Source organism: Paractinoplanes atraurantiacus (assembly GCF_900215205.1).
Lineage (GTDB): Bacteria > Actinomycetota > Actinomycetes > Mycobacteriales > Micromonosporaceae > Actinoplanes > Actinoplanes atraurantiacus.
Genome location: NZ_OBDY01000026.1, coordinates 65,618 through 79,076, shown reverse-complemented (window position 1 = coordinate 79,076; position 13,459 = coordinate 65,618). Strand labels below are relative to the sequence as shown.

Annotated in this window: 15 protein-coding genes; 4 read left to right on the top strand and 11 right to left on the bottom strand. The window is 72.6% G+C overall.

Features of this window, described 5'->3' with window-relative positions; genetic code table 11:
- Nucleotides 1-14: 14 nt before the first annotated feature.
- Together CRP55_RS39190 and CRP55_RS39185 are read left to right on the top strand one after the other, a co-directional pair.
- On the top strand, nucleotides 15-1,913 hold the full coding sequence (locus CRP55_RS39190; RefSeq protein WP_245923656.1) for an acyl-CoA dehydrogenase family protein: 1,899 nt from the start codon (nucleotides 15-17) through the stop codon (nucleotides 1,911-1,913).
- 11 nt (nucleotides 1,914-1,924) lie between these two features.
- On the top strand, nucleotides 1,925-2,107 hold the full coding sequence (locus CRP55_RS39185) for a hypothetical protein (protein ID WP_143235233.1): 183 nt from the start codon (nucleotides 1,925-1,927) through the stop codon (nucleotides 2,105-2,107).
- A gap of 9 nt (nucleotides 2,108-2,116) precedes the next feature.
- Here CRP55_RS39185 and CRP55_RS39180 read toward each other — a convergent pair whose 3' ends face one another.
- Complete coding sequence (locus CRP55_RS39180) at nucleotides 2,117-2,407, bottom strand: hypothetical protein (RefSeq protein WP_143235231.1); 291 nt, start codon at nucleotides 2,405-2,407, stop codon at nucleotides 2,117-2,119.
- 387 nt (nucleotides 2,408-2,794) lie between these two features.
- On the bottom strand, nucleotides 2,795-2,986 hold the full coding sequence (locus tag CRP55_RS39170) for a DUF1918 domain-containing protein (RefSeq protein WP_097327051.1): 192 nt from the start codon (nucleotides 2,984-2,986) through the stop codon (nucleotides 2,795-2,797).
- 175 nt (nucleotides 2,987-3,161) lie between these two features.
- On the opposite strand from CRP55_RS39170, the gene CRP55_RS39165 reads away from it, so the two are divergent.
- Entirely contained in the window at nucleotides 3,162-4,097 is a 936-nt protein-coding gene (locus CRP55_RS39165; protein ID WP_245923655.1) for a zinc-binding alcohol dehydrogenase family protein, read from the top strand.
- On the opposite strand, the gene CRP55_RS39160 is transcribed toward CRP55_RS39165, so the two are convergent.
- The 9 genes from CRP55_RS39160 to CRP55_RS39120 all read right to left on the bottom strand — a co-directional run bounded on the left by CRP55_RS39160 (nucleotide 4,069) and on the right by CRP55_RS39120 (nucleotide 12,118).
- A complete protein-coding gene (locus CRP55_RS39160; protein WP_097327050.1) occupies nucleotides 4,069-4,599 on the bottom strand; it encodes a flavodoxin family protein in 531 nt (176 codons plus the stop codon). The two genes, CRP55_RS39165 and CRP55_RS39160, sit on opposite strands and share 29 nt — an antisense overlap.
- Before the next feature lie 15 nt (nucleotides 4,600-4,614).
- On the bottom strand, nucleotides 4,615-4,839 hold the full coding sequence (locus CRP55_RS39155; protein ID WP_097327049.1) for an SHOCT domain-containing protein: 225 nt from the start codon (nucleotides 4,837-4,839) through the stop codon (nucleotides 4,615-4,617).
- A gap of 89 nt (nucleotides 4,840-4,928) precedes the next feature.
- Entirely contained in the window at nucleotides 4,929-5,096 is a 168-nt protein-coding gene (locus tag CRP55_RS55250; protein WP_245923654.1) for an alpha/beta-hydrolase family protein, read from the bottom strand.
- 278 nt (nucleotides 5,097-5,374) lie between these two features.
- A complete protein-coding gene (locus CRP55_RS52460) occupies nucleotides 5,375-6,139 on the bottom strand; it encodes an ABC transporter ATP-binding protein (RefSeq protein ID WP_438865845.1) in 765 nt (254 codons plus the stop codon).
- 379 nt (nucleotides 6,140-6,518) lie between these two features.
- Nucleotides 6,519-7,586 (bottom strand): FecCD family ABC transporter permease, encoded by a 1,068-nt coding sequence (locus tag CRP55_RS39140; RefSeq protein WP_245923653.1) that lies wholly within the window; start codon nucleotides 7,584-7,586, stop codon nucleotides 6,519-6,521.
- The gene (locus CRP55_RS39135) at nucleotides 7,583-8,314 is read right to left on the bottom strand and encodes a class I SAM-dependent methyltransferase (protein ID WP_218854819.1); all 732 of its coding nucleotides are present in this window, start codon (nucleotides 8,312-8,314) and stop codon (nucleotides 7,583-7,585) included. Before CRP55_RS39135 ends, CRP55_RS39140 begins: the two co-directional genes overlap by 4 nt.
- On the bottom strand, nucleotides 8,311-9,261 hold the full coding sequence (locus CRP55_RS39130) for an ABC transporter substrate-binding protein (protein ID WP_097327047.1): 951 nt from the start codon (nucleotides 9,259-9,261) through the stop codon (nucleotides 8,311-8,313). Before CRP55_RS39130 ends, CRP55_RS39135 begins: the two co-directional genes overlap by 4 nt.
- Before the next feature lie 88 nt (nucleotides 9,262-9,349).
- Nucleotides 9,350-10,879 carry a M4 family metallopeptidase gene (locus tag CRP55_RS39125; protein WP_097327046.1) on the bottom strand — a complete coding sequence of 510 codons (1,530 nt, stop codon included), beginning with the start codon at nucleotides 10,877-10,879 and terminating at the stop codon, nucleotides 9,350-9,352.
- 45 nt (nucleotides 10,880-10,924) lie between these two features.
- Entirely contained in the window at nucleotides 10,925-12,118 is a 1,194-nt protein-coding gene (locus CRP55_RS39120) for a cysteine desulfurase-like protein (RefSeq protein WP_097327045.1), read from the bottom strand.
- Between CRP55_RS39120 and CRP55_RS39115 the strand changes: the two genes are divergently transcribed.
- Nucleotides 12,117-13,454, top strand: a complete 1,338-nt coding sequence (locus CRP55_RS39115) for an amidase family protein (RefSeq protein WP_097327044.1) — start codon at nucleotides 12,117-12,119, stop codon at nucleotides 13,452-13,454. The genes CRP55_RS39120 and CRP55_RS39115 overlap by 2 nt on opposite strands.
- The last annotated feature ends 5 nt before the right edge of the window (nucleotides 13,455-13,459 follow it).

Here is a 13,459-nt window from a genome sequence, read left to right as displayed (position 1 = left end):
CAGGGGGGGTGGCCGTGACGGCAGCGCAGCCAGCACAGACCCAAGTCTCGGACAAGCAGGCCCGGCAGGTGGCCGAGGCCGCTCGCGAGAAGGAGTGGCGCAAGCCCAGCTTCGGCAAGGAGCTGTTCCTGGGCCGATTGCGGCCCGACCTGATCGACTTGTGGCCCGAGGCCGCGCCCGACCCCGAGTTCCTCACACGGCTCCGGGACTATCTGAGCTCCGAGGTGGACGGGGCCCGGATCGAACGGGAGGACCGCATCCCGGACGAGGTCTTCCACGGCCTGGCGGAGCTCGGCGCCTTCGGCATGAAGATCGACAAGACGTACGGCGGCCTCGGACTCTCGAATTTGCATTATTGCAAGGCCCTGACCTTGATCGGGTCGGTCAGCCCGGCCGCCGGCGCCCTGCTCTCCGCGCACCAGTCGATCGGCGTGCCGCAGCCGCTGAAGATCTTCGGCACGGCCGAGCAGAAGGCGGAGTTCCTGCCCCGGCTGGCCGCCGGCGAGGTGTCGGCGTTCCTGCTCACCGAGCCGGACGTGGGCTCCGACCCGGCCCGGCTGGCCACCGTGGCCGAGCCGGTCGACGGCGGCTACCGGCTCAACGGGGTGAAGCTCTGGGCCACCAACGGCACGGTCGCCACGCTGCTGGTCGTCATGGCCCGGGTGCCCGGCAAGGGGATCACCGCCTTCGTCGTCGAGGGTGACGCCCCGGGCATCACCGTCGAGCGGCGCAACTCGTTCCTGGGCCTGCGCGGGCTGGAGAACAGCCTGACCCGGTTCCACGACGTCTTCGTGCCGGAGAGCAACGTCGTCGGCGGGCCGGGCAGGGGCCTGCGGATCGCGCTGACGACGCTCAACACCGGCCGGTTGTCGCTGCCCGCGATGTGCGTGGGCGCCAGCAAGCGCGCGCTGGCGATCGCCCGCGAGTGGTCGGCCCAGCGGGTCCAGTGGGGACACCAGGTCGGCCGGCACGAGGCGGTGGCCGGCAAGCTCGCCTTCATCGCCGCCACCACCTACGCGATGGAGTCGATGCTCGACCTGTGCTGCGTGATCGCCGACGACGACCGCAACGACATCCGGATCGAGGCGGCCCTGGTCAAGCTGTACGCCAGCGAGATGGCGTGGCGGATCGCCGACGACATGATCCAGATCCGGGGCGGCCGCGGCTACGAGACGGCCGACTCGCTGGCCGCCCGGGGCGAACGCGCCGCCGAGGCCGAGCAGCTCCTGCGCGACCTGCGGATCAACCGCATCTTCGAGGGCTCGACCGAGATCATGCATCTGCTCATCGCCCGGGAGGCGGTCGACGCGCACCTGGCGGTCGCGGGCGACATCATCGACCCGGAGGCCGGGCTCGGCCGCAAGGCCCGGGCCGGGGTCAAGGCGGGCGCGTTCTACGCACGCTGGCTGCCGACCCTCGCGGTCGGCCGTGGTCAGGACCCTTCGGCGTACGCCGAGTTCGGCGCCCTGGCCGCCCATATGCGCTACGCCGAGCGGGCCTCCCGCAAGCTCGCCCGGTCCACCTTCTACGCCATGTCCCGCTGGCAGGGGCGGCTGGAGCGCAAGCAGGGCTTCCTCGGCCGTGTCGTCGACATCGGCGCCGAGCTGTTCGCGATGTCCGCGGCCTGCGTCCGCGCCCGGGCCGAGAAGGACCGCCGGCCCGAGGGCGTCGAGCTGGCCGACCTGTTCTGCCGGCAGGCGCGACTCCGTACGGAAGCGTTGTTCGCCGCGCTGTGGGAGAACAACGACAGAGTGGACGTACGGGCGGCGACCCGCCTGCTCCAGGGCCGCTACGGTCTGCTGGAGGAGGGCGTCATCGCGCCGCGCCCCGACGACCACCCGTGGGTGGCGGCCTGGGAGTCCGGCCCCTCCACGCAGCAGGACGTCCGGCGGCGCATCCCACCGAGGCCATGAGGGTGCGGTCCGTGCACGGCTCCGCCTCCTGTCCTGACGTGGTCGAGAGCACAGGCTGTTGGTGGACGCGGACGGGCGGGTGGGTCTCCGACACCGGCCTGCTGCGCACGGTCGAAGATGCGGGCGGCGACCAGCCCCGCATCTTCGACAGCCGCGACTCGCTGGACATCCGCCCCGGCACGGTCGCCGGCTGACGGATCACCTCACCGATAGGTGGGCGTCGTCCGCTCGGAGATCTGGCACCGCCGGCAGGTGCGGACCTGCGGCGCGTTGAACTCGGTGTTGGCGTAAAGCCACGGTCCCCAGTCGTGCTCGGGCCAGGAATCGGTCGCGCCGCATCGCAGGCAGTGGCGGACCCGGTCGCAGCCGCCGGCCGGGGCGAACGCGCCCCAGTCATGCCGGCCGCGCTCCTCGGTCTTCCCGCAGACCGCGCAGACGCGGACCATCTCGCAGCGGCTTCCCGGGTGTGACCACTCGCCCGAATGCCGCCCCATCGCACACAGAATTCGCCGGAGGACGTCCATCTCGGCTCCTCTCCTGGAGTGCTCGACACCACCGTAAGTCGCGTCCGGCCCTTGTCGTCAGGGCCGTCCGGCCCTTCGGGCGGGCCGCTTCCACCACGCCGCCCTTCAAGCGATGCGTCGGCTGACGCGCGCACCTCCGCGCGGCGCCGGACTGTCCACACCGCCCCGCGCCGCGCCGCCCGGCCCCGCACCGCCCGGCCCCGCACCGCGCCGCGCCGCCCGGCCCCGCACCGCCCGGCCCCGCACCGCGCCACCCCGCCCGGCCCCGCACCGCCCCGCGCGTCCTACCCTGCAAACCTAGCCTCCTAGGAAGCTGTAGAGGCTCTGGCTACGGTCACGGTTCTCGGCCTGCGCTGTCTACGGGGCGGCCTTCTCGATGCGTGCCTCGGGGCCGGGGACGATCATGCTGGTGCGGCCGTCGTCGAGCCAGCGGACCTCGTACGGCGGCCTGCCGTCGGCATGGGCCACCGCCGTGATCACTCCTATGCGGCGGGTGTCGCCGAGATGCTTGCCTTCGACAACGATCCGGTCGCCGATCCGAGCGAACATGACAGGTCACCTCCACGCCGGTCTCCTCAGACTCCGCCTGTGCCCGTCATCCGGCAAGGGCTGTCGACGTGCCCGCGGGAAAGGACGAGCATGGTGAACGGGGGTGGACATGATGTACGGATGGCAGGCGGTGGCCCCGGGCCCCGACGTTCGAACGGCACTTCGGCGTGCGACCATGCTCGTGCCCCGCCCGGGCGCGGGTGAGCTGCTGGTCGCCGTGGACGCGTGTGGTGTCTGCCGCACCGATCTGCATGTGGCCGCGGGGGAGTTGCCGCCGCATCGGCCCGATGTGGTGCCGGGGCACGAGGTGGTCGGGCATGTGCTCGAGCTCGGTGACGGCGCGCAGGGTTTCCGGGTCGGCGATCGTGTCGGTGTCGCCTGGCTGCGGGAGACGTGCGGGCGGTGCCGTTTCTGCGTTCGCGGCGACGAGAACCTGTGCCCGGAGTCGCGCTACACCGGGTGGGACGCCGACGGCGGGTACGCCGACTTCACCACCGTGCGGGCCGACTATGCGTACCGGCTTCCGGACGGCTATACCGACGCGGAGCTGGCCCCGCTGCTGTGCGCGGGGATCATCGGCTATCGCGCGCTGCGGCGGGCTGATCTGCCGCCCGGCGGACGGTTGGGCGTCTACGGGTTCGGCGCCTCGGCCCATCTCACCGCGCAGGTGGCGCTGGCCGAGGGGGCCCGGGTGCACGTGCTGACCCGCTCGCCGCGGGCACAGGAGCTGGCGTTGCGACTCGGGGCCACTTCGGCCGGCGGAGCCTACGACGCCCCGCCGGAGCCGCTGGACGCGGCGGTGCTGTTCGCGCCCGTGGGCGACCTGGTGCCGGTGGCGCTGCGGGCTCTCGACCGGGGCGGCACGCTGGCGGTGGCCGGCATCTATCTGAGCGACATCCCGGCGCTGAACTACGAGCGCGACCTCTTCCAGGAGCGGACGGTCCGCAGCGTCACCGCCAACACCCGGCAGGACGGCCGTGAGCTGCTGGCCTTCGCCGAGAAGCACCACCTGACGGTGGCCGTCTCGCCGTACCCGATGGACCGCGCCTCGGACGCCCTCGCCGACCTGGCCGCCGACCGGGTCAACGGCGCCGCTGTCCTTCGGCCGTGACCACCGGCGACCAGTCGGCGGCGATCCCCGAGGCCCAGTTGCGGGCCCGCTCCAGCTCGCCGGCGACGAGTGGTCCCGTGGTGCCCTCCACCCGGAAGCTCTCCGGGCCCCGGACCATCCGGCATCCGAGCCGCCGCAGGCGCCGGTGGGCCTTGTGGGCGGCCGAGCCGGGCACGAACGTCTTGTTGATCCTGGTGTCGAACGTGGCGGCGGCCAGGCCGGGCAGTGCCGGCGACACGTCCAGGTATTCGCGCAGCCCGACGTCGGCCGTGCCCGGCCGGACCTCGCCCTGCCGCGCCGCGTCCTTGCGCGTGCCGGGCCGGCTCAGCCCGAACGCGTGCGTGGGCGCCCCGGCGATCAGCAGGTCGGCGCCGTCGGCGGACGGGATCTCCCGGGCCTCGGCGAGCCGTACCTCGAACGCGTCCCCGAGTCCGTCCGCGATGGCGCGGGCGATGGCCTCGGTGTTGCCGAACAGGGATTCGTAGACGACTAGCGCTTTCATGGTGACCTCCGTTGGTCAGCGCCGGACGGCGCGCAGGGTCCGCAGCCGCTCCTCGTACTCCTCCGTGCCGATCTCGCCGGCGGCGAGCCGGTCGGCGAGGATGCGCTCGGCGGAGGGGCCCGGGGACTCCCGCCGGGCCCAGGCGGCGACGAGGCCGGCGGCGAGCAACACCATGGGCAGGACGAAGGCGAAGACGATCAGGCTCCACCCGGGCCCCATGCCGTATCCGTGGAACATCATGACGGGCCGTCCTCTCAGCGGGTTCTCCCGTCATCGTCCGGCGGCGGCACCGCCGGCGAACGAGGCGAAGGACCTCAATCGACGGGCCGTCAGCCGTCCATCAGGGCGCGCAGGTTGATCGTGTCGGCGGTGGTCCAGCCCGGGGGTGGGGCCAGGGCCACCCAGCCGTCCACGACGCCGGAGCCGTAGACGTGGCCGTGGCCGGCCGGGACGCCGTTGGCCGAGAACTGGTCGACGGCGGTCTGCCAGAACGTCACGCCGCTTCGAGGGGTCGTCGACCGGATTCCGGGCGACGGCCAGGGTGATCTTGGGCCCGTTCGGCCGGGCCCAGTCCAGCGGCACCCGCATCGTCGCGCACTGCACATCGGGCCGTTCGGCACAGGGCTTCCAGTCGGTGATGCCCGGCGCCGCCGCCAGGCCCCCCGCGGTCAGAACGTCGGCGCACAGAACGCCGATGACGGAACGAATTCACATGCCCGCCAGTCTGTGCACGCCACCCCACTGATCGGCATGAATCCACCAAAACCCGAACCTCCTAATCGGGCGCCCTCAACAGAATCCGGACGCGGCCGGTGGGGGCGACAACCACCTCGGCGGCCACGCCGAAGACGCTGGCGATCGTCTCCTCGGTGAGCACCTCGGCCGGGGTGCCGGCCGCGACGACGTGGCCGGCGGCGAGCAGGACGATCCGGTCGCAGTACTGCCCGGCCAGGTCGAGGTCGTGCAGGGCGGCGACCACGGTGATCGGGGCGCGGGCCAGGCCGTCGAGCAGGGCGAAGCGGTGCCTGATGTCGAGGTGGTTGGTCGGCTCGTCGAGCAGCAGCAGCTCCGGTTCTCCGACCAGGGCGCGGGCGATGGCCACCCGCTGGCGCTCGCCGCCGGACAGCGAGGTCCAGCGGCGTCGTTCCCAGCCGCTGAGGCCGGCGTGCTCCAGGGCGGTCGCGATGCGGCGCTCGTCGTCGGCGCCGGGCGGTGCCAGCAGCGGCCGGTGCGGAATGCGGCCCATCTGAAGCACGTCGGCCACGGTCATGTCGGCGTCGGTGGGCGTGTGCTGGGTGACCACCGCGACGCGGCGGGCCACCTCGCGGCGCGGCAGCCTGGCCCGGTCCGCGCCGTCGAGCAGAACCCGGCCCCCATCCGGCCGGTCAAGCCCGGCGAGCACCCGCAACAGCGTCGACTTGCCCGACCCGTTGGGCCCCAGCAGCCCGACCATGCTCCCTTTCGGCGCGTCGAGCGCAACCCCACTGAGCAGACCAACGTCCCGAACCCGCCGATCAACCTCAAGCGCCTCGATCCTCACAACGCACCTCCCGAGCGCCCGCTTTCTGAGCGCCCGCTTTCTGAGCGCCCGCTTTCTGAGCGCCCGTCTTCTGAGCGGCCGCTTTCCGAGCGCCCTCCCTCCCAACGGCCGGCCTCCCAACGGCCGGCCTCCCAACGGCCGGTCTCCCAACGGCCGTCTTCCGAGCGCCCACCTTCCGAGGGCCCGCCTTTCGGGCGGTTCCCCGCCGAGCGGCGCACCTCCGGGCGGTACCCCGCCGAGCGGCGGCTCTCTGAGCGGTGGCCCTTCGAGTGGCGCGCCTCGGAGCGACATCCCTCTGCGCGGTGCCTCTCTGAGCGGTGGCCCACCGAGTGGCGCGCCTCGGAGCGACATCCCTCTGAGCGGCGGCGGTGAAGCAGAGTCACGACGGGTCTCCTGAGCGGCGGCGTAAGAGCAGGGCGAAGGCCGGGACGCCGAGCAGGGCGGTGACGACGCCGACCGGTAGCTCCTGTGGGGCGAAGACCGTTCGGGCCGCGGTGTCGGCCCAGATCAGCAGGACGGCGCCGGAGAGGGCGGACGCCGGCAGCAGCAGCCGGTGGCGGGAGCCGGCGATGCGGCGGACCGCGTGCGGCACGGTCAGGCCGACGAAGCCGATGGCGCCGCTGGCCGCGACCAGCACGGCGGCCAGCAGTGCGGTCACCGCGAACAGCAGCGCCCGCACCCGGGCCGGTGAGAAGCCCAGGGTCTGCGCCACGTCGGCGCCGAACGCGAAGGCGTCCAGCGCCGGGGCCGCGGCCCAGCAGGCCAGCACGGCCACGCCGCCGATCGCCGCCGTGATCGCGACCGACGGCCACGACGCCGCGGTGAGCGAGCCCAGCAGCCAGAACATGATGCTCCGGGTGCTGTCCGGGTTCGCCTGTCCCACCACCACGAGGCTGGTCAGCGCCGAGAACAACTGCGCCGTGGCCACCCCGGCCAGCAGGATCCGGGCCGGCTCGGTCCAGCGGCGCCCGGCCAGCAGCACCGCCACCACGAACGCGGCCAGCCCACCGGCGAAGGCGCCCGCCGACAGGGCCAGGGTGCCCGCGCCCAGCCCCAGCACGAGCACGCCGACCGCTCCCGTCGACGCCCCGGCCGAGATTCCCAGCAGGTAGGGGTCGGCCAGCGCGTTGCGGGTCAGCGCCTGCAACACCGCCCCGCACACGGCCAGCCCGGCGCCGACGATCCCGGCCAGCAGCACCCGCGGCAGGCGCAGATCCCACACGATGCTGTCCTCCAGCGGCGGCAGCCGCCGCACCGGCAGCCCGGCGTGCGCGGCCAGCGTCCGCATGACCTCGCCCGCGCTCAGATCGGCCACCCCGATGGTCACCGACACGACGACGCTGAGCAGCAGCACACCGGCCGCCACCGGCAGCACCAGCAGCCGGCGCGGCGCCGCGGTGCGAGGAGAAGCCGCCGCGGTGCGAAAGGCGGCGCGAAACGCGGTCACCGTCGCGCGTAGACGACGTAGTCGTCGAGGTACTGCCACACGGTTCCGGCCTCGGTGAAGCCGGCCGCCCGCAGCGCGGCGAGATGGAACTCGAGCGGGGCGAGCGGCTGCGGCGGGCGATCGGCAAACCTTTCCTCCCGTACGGGCACCAGCGCGGCCAATTCCGGTTCACGCGCCGCCTCGGCGTACCAGGCGGCGTAGTCGAGCGCCCCGGCCTCGAAGGCCGCCCGCTGGGTGTCCTCGTCATGGCGGGCCGACAGGTCGCGCAGCGCCGGCGAGCGGTCGTCGAAGCGCAGGTGGTCCGCGTTGAGCAGGATCCCGCCCGGCGGCAGCAGCCCGGCCACCGATCGGTAGACCGCGAGCAGCTGGTCCGGCGACAGCCAGTGCAGCGCGGTCGAGGTCAGCACCGCGTCGAAGCCGTCGAACTGCCCGGCCCAGTCCGGGGTGATCAGGTCAACGTCCAGCACCCGTACTCGCTCGCCGAATTCCTCCAGAGCCCCGGCGGCGACGCCCAGCAGGATCGGGTCGTAGTCGACCGCCGTGACCTGAGCGCCGGGGAACGCCTCGAGCACGCGGCGCGAGATCGCCCCCGGCCCGCAGGCCAGGTCCAGCACCCGCGGCCGCTCCCCACTCGCACGGAGAACGTCGAGCATGACCTGGAAGCGGTTCTCGCGGTGGGCCACGTACGCCGACTGCTGCTCGTCCCAGAGCTGAAGTAGCCGCTTCACCGGCCCAGCTCCGACAGGCCCGCGCCGACCGTCTCGACGGCCGAGACGCTGCGCACCGACGGGTCCATCGACGATCCGGGCACGGTGATGAACCGTCCGGCCTTGACCGCGTCCAGCTTGGCCGTGACCGGGTTGGACCTCAGGAATGCGATCTTCGACTCGGCGCTGTCGCCGTCGCCGCCGCGGGTGAGGTCGGCCAGCACGATCACGTCCGGGTTGCGGGCCGCGATCTGCTCCCAGCTGCCGGCGGGCCAGGTCTGTTTCGCGTCGCCGTAGACGTTCGTCGCGCCGAGCTGCTCGGTGATGGCGGCCGGGACGCCGCCGGGCCCGGCCACGTTCGGCGTGCTGGTGCCGGAGTAGTACCAGAGCAGCGACGTCCCGCTGTGCTTGCCCTTCAGAGCCGCATCGAGCCGGCCCCGCTCCTCGGCGACCAGTGAACGACCGCGCTCGGGCACCCCGAACAGCGTGGCGACTTCCTCGATCTCGCCGAACAGGCCGTCGAAGGCGAAGGCGGCGGCGTCCTTCTCGCACGCGAACCGGGACAGATACGCGGGCACGTCGAGTTTGGCGAGCTCCTGACGCGGGCCGGCGGCCTCACCGGCGTACGCCGAAGTGAATGTCGAATAAACGAAGTCGGGCCGCGCCTCCAGCACCTTCTCGCGCGACGGATAGAGCTTGGCCAGGACCGGAACGCTGTCGTAGCCGGCCTTCAGCGACGGCAGCACCGGGTCGGTCTGATAGCTGGTGCCGGCCATCCGGTCGGCCAGCCCGAGGCTGAGCAGGATCTCGGTGGCGTTCTGTTCCATGGCGATGGCCCGCTGCGGCGTCGCTTTGACAGTGACCGGCACGCCGCAGTTGGTGATCGACGCGGTCGCCGGAGATGGCGGTTCGGAGCATCCCGCCAGCAGCCCCACCGCCGCCGTCAGTGAAATGAAAACGGTTTTCATGTGCGGCAAGCTACTGTGATCCACTTCCGGCCGTCAAATAGATGAGGCCCGCTCCCAGGGTGGAAGCGGGCCTCGTTATCGGGGGAGATCAGCAGGTGGGCTCGCCCGACTGGGCCGGCAGGCTCACCGCGTTCCAGGCGGCCTTGACCGCGTTGAACTGGGTGCAGCTGCCCGGGTAGAGGTTCTTCGAGGCCTGCAGCGTCCACACGCGGTACTTGGCGTACGAGGAGCTGGAGGTCTTCAGCAGCATCGCGTTGTACATGATCTTCATCGCGCTCTGGATGCCGACGCCGGTCACCGTGGTGCCGTTGCAGGTCGAGCTGGCCGGCTGGCCGTTGCCGCCGCTGCCCTGGGCCAGCAGGTAGAACCAGTGGTTGCCCGGACCGGCCGCGGCGTGCACCTCGGAGCCCGGCGTGCTGCTGGAGTAGCAGTTGCTGTCACCGGCCAGCGAGGGGTTGTACATGTAGCGGATCGGGCCGCTGCCGACCAGGTTGACCTCCTCGCCGACCTGGTAGTCGAACGGGTCGTTGGGGTTGGCCGCGAACGCCTCGGTGGCCGCGCCGATGGTGTCGGCCACGAACTCCTGGGTGCCGCCCTTCGAGATGCCGCCCGGGGTCTTGTCGTCGATGCCGTGGCCCAGCTCGTGACCGACCACGTCGAGCGACGAGATCCACTTGCCGGCGGTGTTCTTGCCGATCTGGATCTGGGTGCCGTCGTAGTAGGCGTTCTGCTGGTTCAGGCCGACCCGGATCGGCCACGCGCCGCCGGAGCCGTTCTGCGCGTTACGGCCCAGCCAGGACGACAGCATCGCCGTCTGCTTCTGCGCCACGTAGAGCGCGTCCACGCAGCCGGTCTCCTTGCTGGTGCCGTTGCCGTTGCCCCACACGTTGTCGGATCCGCTGAACGTGGTCCGGGTCGAGGCGTCCTGGCAGCTCAGGTTGGTGACCGACGGGTCCTTGAGCGAGTACGTCGAGCCGGACTGGGTGGTGTTGAGCGACACCGACCCGTTGATCCAGCCGGTGCCCGTGCCGGTGGCCTCGGTGACGTGCTCCTCGGTGGACAGCACCTTGCCGGTCGCCGCGTCGACGTCGACGGTGAGGCGGCTGACGCCCTCGGCGCTGGTCCCGTTGACCGTGGTCTCGTACGCCAGCTTGGCCGTCTGCCCCTCGGGGGCGACGATCACCAGGCGGGTCGTCTCGACGCCGCTCACGGTCGTGAGCTGCTTCTTCGCGGTCGCGACGGCCGCGGCCTCCGAGACCGTGGGCACTGTCGACAGCTCGCCGATCGGGCTGCTCTGCGCGACCGAGGTGTAGCGGGTCTGCCCGGCGTCATCCGTGACCACGACGAAGTCGCCGCCCTTGACCGGGAAACCCTTGTAATTGCGGTCGTACGCCGCGTACGTGAGGCCCTGCGACTTGTAGACCTGACTGCGGTGGAAGGTGTCGTGCGAGCTGGCCCGCAGAACCGACGGGCGGCCGGCGACCACGGCGTCGGCCTGTGCGACCGCGTCCGCGGACGGCGTGGGGGCCTGCGCGGCGGCCGGTCCGGACACCGCGACCATCGCGGAGGCCGCCGCGGTGCCGGCGGCCAGCGCGAAGACCAGGGGCTTTCGTAGCATTTGTGTGCTCCTCTCGGTTACAGGAGCGACGCTATCTACGGATATCTATCCCCGAATCAGGGAAAACCCTTGCAGGAGGCGCTCAACCTCTTCGTCCGTGTTGTAGTGATAGAGGCTCACCCGGACCGCCCCGCCGGTGGCGCGCAGCCCCAGCGCCTCGAAGTACTCGACCGCGTAGTAGTCGCCGTGCGAGACACAGACGCCCAGCTCGCCGAGGGCCTTCGCGGTCTCGGCCGGCGCCTGGCCCGCGACGCGGAACGAGACGGTGGGGCAGCGGTCGGCCGGCGCCGTCAGGACGGTGATCCCGTCGATCGCGGCCAGCCCGGCCAGCAGGCGGTCGAGCAGCCGGGCCTCGTGCTCGGCGGCCGCGGCCATGCTCGCCAGCAACCGGGTGCGGCGGTCACCCTCTCCAGAGCCGGACAGGCCGGCCAGGTGGTCGACGGCCGCGGTGACGCCCGCGAGGAGCTCGAAGCTCAGCGTGCCGAACTCGAAGCGGTCGGGAGCTCCGGCGGGGGAGGGGATCAGCTTCTGCGGGTGCAGCGGCTCCCACACCGCCGGGTCGGCCACGACCGCGGCGTAGTGCGGGCCCGACCACTTGTAGGCGCTGGTCACGTAGAAGTCGGCGCCGAGCGCGGCCACGTCGGTCGGCCGGTGCGCGGTGGCGTGCACGCCGTCGACGAAGACCAGGGCGCCGGCCGCGTGGGCGAGGTCGGCGATCTGGCGTACGGCCGGGACGGTCCCGACCGCGTTGCTGGCCGCGGTCACCGCGACCAGACGCGTGCGCGGGCCGATCAGCTCGCGGTACTGCGCCGCGTCGAGCTCGCCGGTGGCCGGGTCGATCTCGGCCCAGCGGACGGTCGCGCCGGTCTGCACCCAGGGCCGGACGTTCGCGTCGTGGTCGAGCCGCGACAGCACCACCTCGTCCTCCGGCCCCCAGCCCCGGGCCAGCGTGCGGGCCACCAGATAGGTCAGCGCGGTCGCGCTCGGCCCGAACACCACACCGGCCGGGTCGCCGCCGACCAGATCGGCCACCGCCGACCGGGCCGCGGCCACGATCTCACCGGAGCGGCGGGCGGGCTCGTGGGCGGTGCCGCGGTTCGACACCGCCGTCCGCATCGCCCCGGCGATCGCGTCGATCACCACGGCGGCCGGCTGGGTGCCGCCGGCCCCGTCGAGCTGGGCGAAGCCTTCGGCCAGGGCTGGGTAGGCGGACCGGATACGGGTAACGTCCAAGGTCATGCACCGATCAGATCACGCCGCGCCCGGGTCCCCGCCGGTCGGCCTCGGCGCGTGGCTCGCGCTCGGTCCCGCCGATCGTGACGCCCGGCGCGCCGAGGCGATCGCTCACGCCGAAAAGACAAAGCAGTCCCATGGTGCGTACGTGACGACGCTGCACCAGGAGCCGGCGGGCGGCGGCGAGCTGGCCGGCATCCCGTTCGCCGTCAAGGACAACATCGACGTGGCCGGCACGCCGACCACGGCCGGCAGCCCCCTGCTGGCCGGCGCCGTCGCCGAGGTCGACGCCGGTGTGGTCAGCGCCCTGCGCGCGGCCGGCGCGGTGGTGGCCGGCAAGACCAACATGCACGAGCTGGCCCTCGGCATCACCAGCAACAACACCGCGTACGGCCCGGTGCGCAACCCGCACGACCCGGAGCGCGTGGCCGGCGGCTCCAGCGGCGGCAGCGCGGCCACGGTCGCGCTGGGCACGGTTCCCTTCAGCCTCGGCACCGACACCGGCGCCTCGGTCACCCTGCCCGCGTCGTTCTGCGGCGTGGTCGGCTTCCGCCCGTCGACCGGCCGCTACCCGGGCGACGGCGTCGTGATGATCTCGACGACCCGTGACACCGTCGGCCTGCACGCGCGCACGGTCGCCGACGTGCGCCGCGTCGACCGCGTCATCACCAGCTCGCGCCCGGCCGCCGACCGGCCCGGCCTGGCCGGTGTGCGGCTGGGAGTGCTGCGCGGGCGCTTCCACGACATCGACCCCCGGGCCGGCGCGGTGCTGTCGGCCGCGCTCGACACCCTCGCCGAGGCCGGGGCCGAGCTGGTCGACCTGGACCTGACGGACGACCTGGCCCTCGCCGGCGAGGCCGGCCTGCCGATCGTGCTCTTCGAGACGTTGCGGCTGCTCAGGGCCCGTACCACCAAATCCTTTGACGCCGTTGCCTCTCCCGACGTCAAGGGCATCATGCAGATCATGGTCGACGAGCCCGTCTCGCCCGCCGACTACGAACGGCACCGGGCCCAGCGCTGGCGACTGCGCCAGGCGTACGCCGGCCTGTTCGAAAGCTCCGGCGCCGACGCGCTGATCGCACCGACCACCCACGTGCTGCCGCCACGCGTCGGCGAGGACGTCACGTTCGAGCACAACGGCCACCACGTGCCCACCTTCGCGACGTCGATCCGCAACGCCGCCCCCGGAACGGTCTCCGGCGTCCCGATGCTGTCCCTGCCGGCCGGCCGCACCGAGGACGGCCTGCCGGTCGGCCTGACCCTGGAGGGGCCGGTCTTCGAAGACCCGGCCCTGCTGGCCGTGGCCGAAGCAGTGGAGAAAGCCCTCGGCCGGGGCCTCTAAGCTGG

Excerpts from the sequence above, each read along its gene's own strand:
- CRP55_RS39180 (WP_143235231.1), bottom strand. The coding sequence starts at position 2,407 with ATGGGGCGGCATTCGGGCGAGTGGTCACACCCGGGAAGCCGCTGCGAG.
- CRP55_RS39170 (WP_097327051.1), bottom strand. The coding sequence starts at position 2,986 with ATGTTCGCTCGGATCGGCGACCGGATCGTTGTCGAAGGCAAGCATCTC.
- CRP55_RS39165 (WP_245923655.1), top strand. The coding sequence starts at position 3,162 with ATGCTCGTGCCCCGCCCGGGCGCGGGTGAGCTGCTGGTCGCCGTGGAC.
- CRP55_RS39160 (WP_097327050.1), bottom strand. The coding sequence starts at position 4,599 with ATGAAAGCGCTAGTCGTCTACGAATCCCTGTTCGGCAACACCGAGGCC.
- CRP55_RS39155 (WP_097327049.1), bottom strand. The coding sequence starts at position 4,839 with ATGATGTTCCACGGATACGGCATGGGGCCCGGGTGGAGCCTGATCGTC.
- CRP55_RS39130 (WP_097327047.1), bottom strand. The coding sequence starts at position 9,261 with ATGAAAACCGTTTTCATTTCACTGACGGCGGCGGTGGGGCTGCTGGCG.
- CRP55_RS39125 (WP_097327046.1), bottom strand. The coding sequence starts at position 10,879 with ATGCTACGAAAGCCCCTGGTCTTCGCGCTGGCCGCCGGCACCGCGGCG.
- CRP55_RS39115 (WP_097327044.1), top strand. The coding sequence starts at position 12,117 with ATGCACCGATCAGATCACGCCGCGCCCGGGTCCCCGCCGGTCGGCCTC.
- CRP55_RS39120 (WP_097327045.1), bottom strand. The coding sequence starts at position 12,118 with ATGACCTTGGACGTTACCCGTATCCGGTCCGCCTACCCAGCCCTGGCC.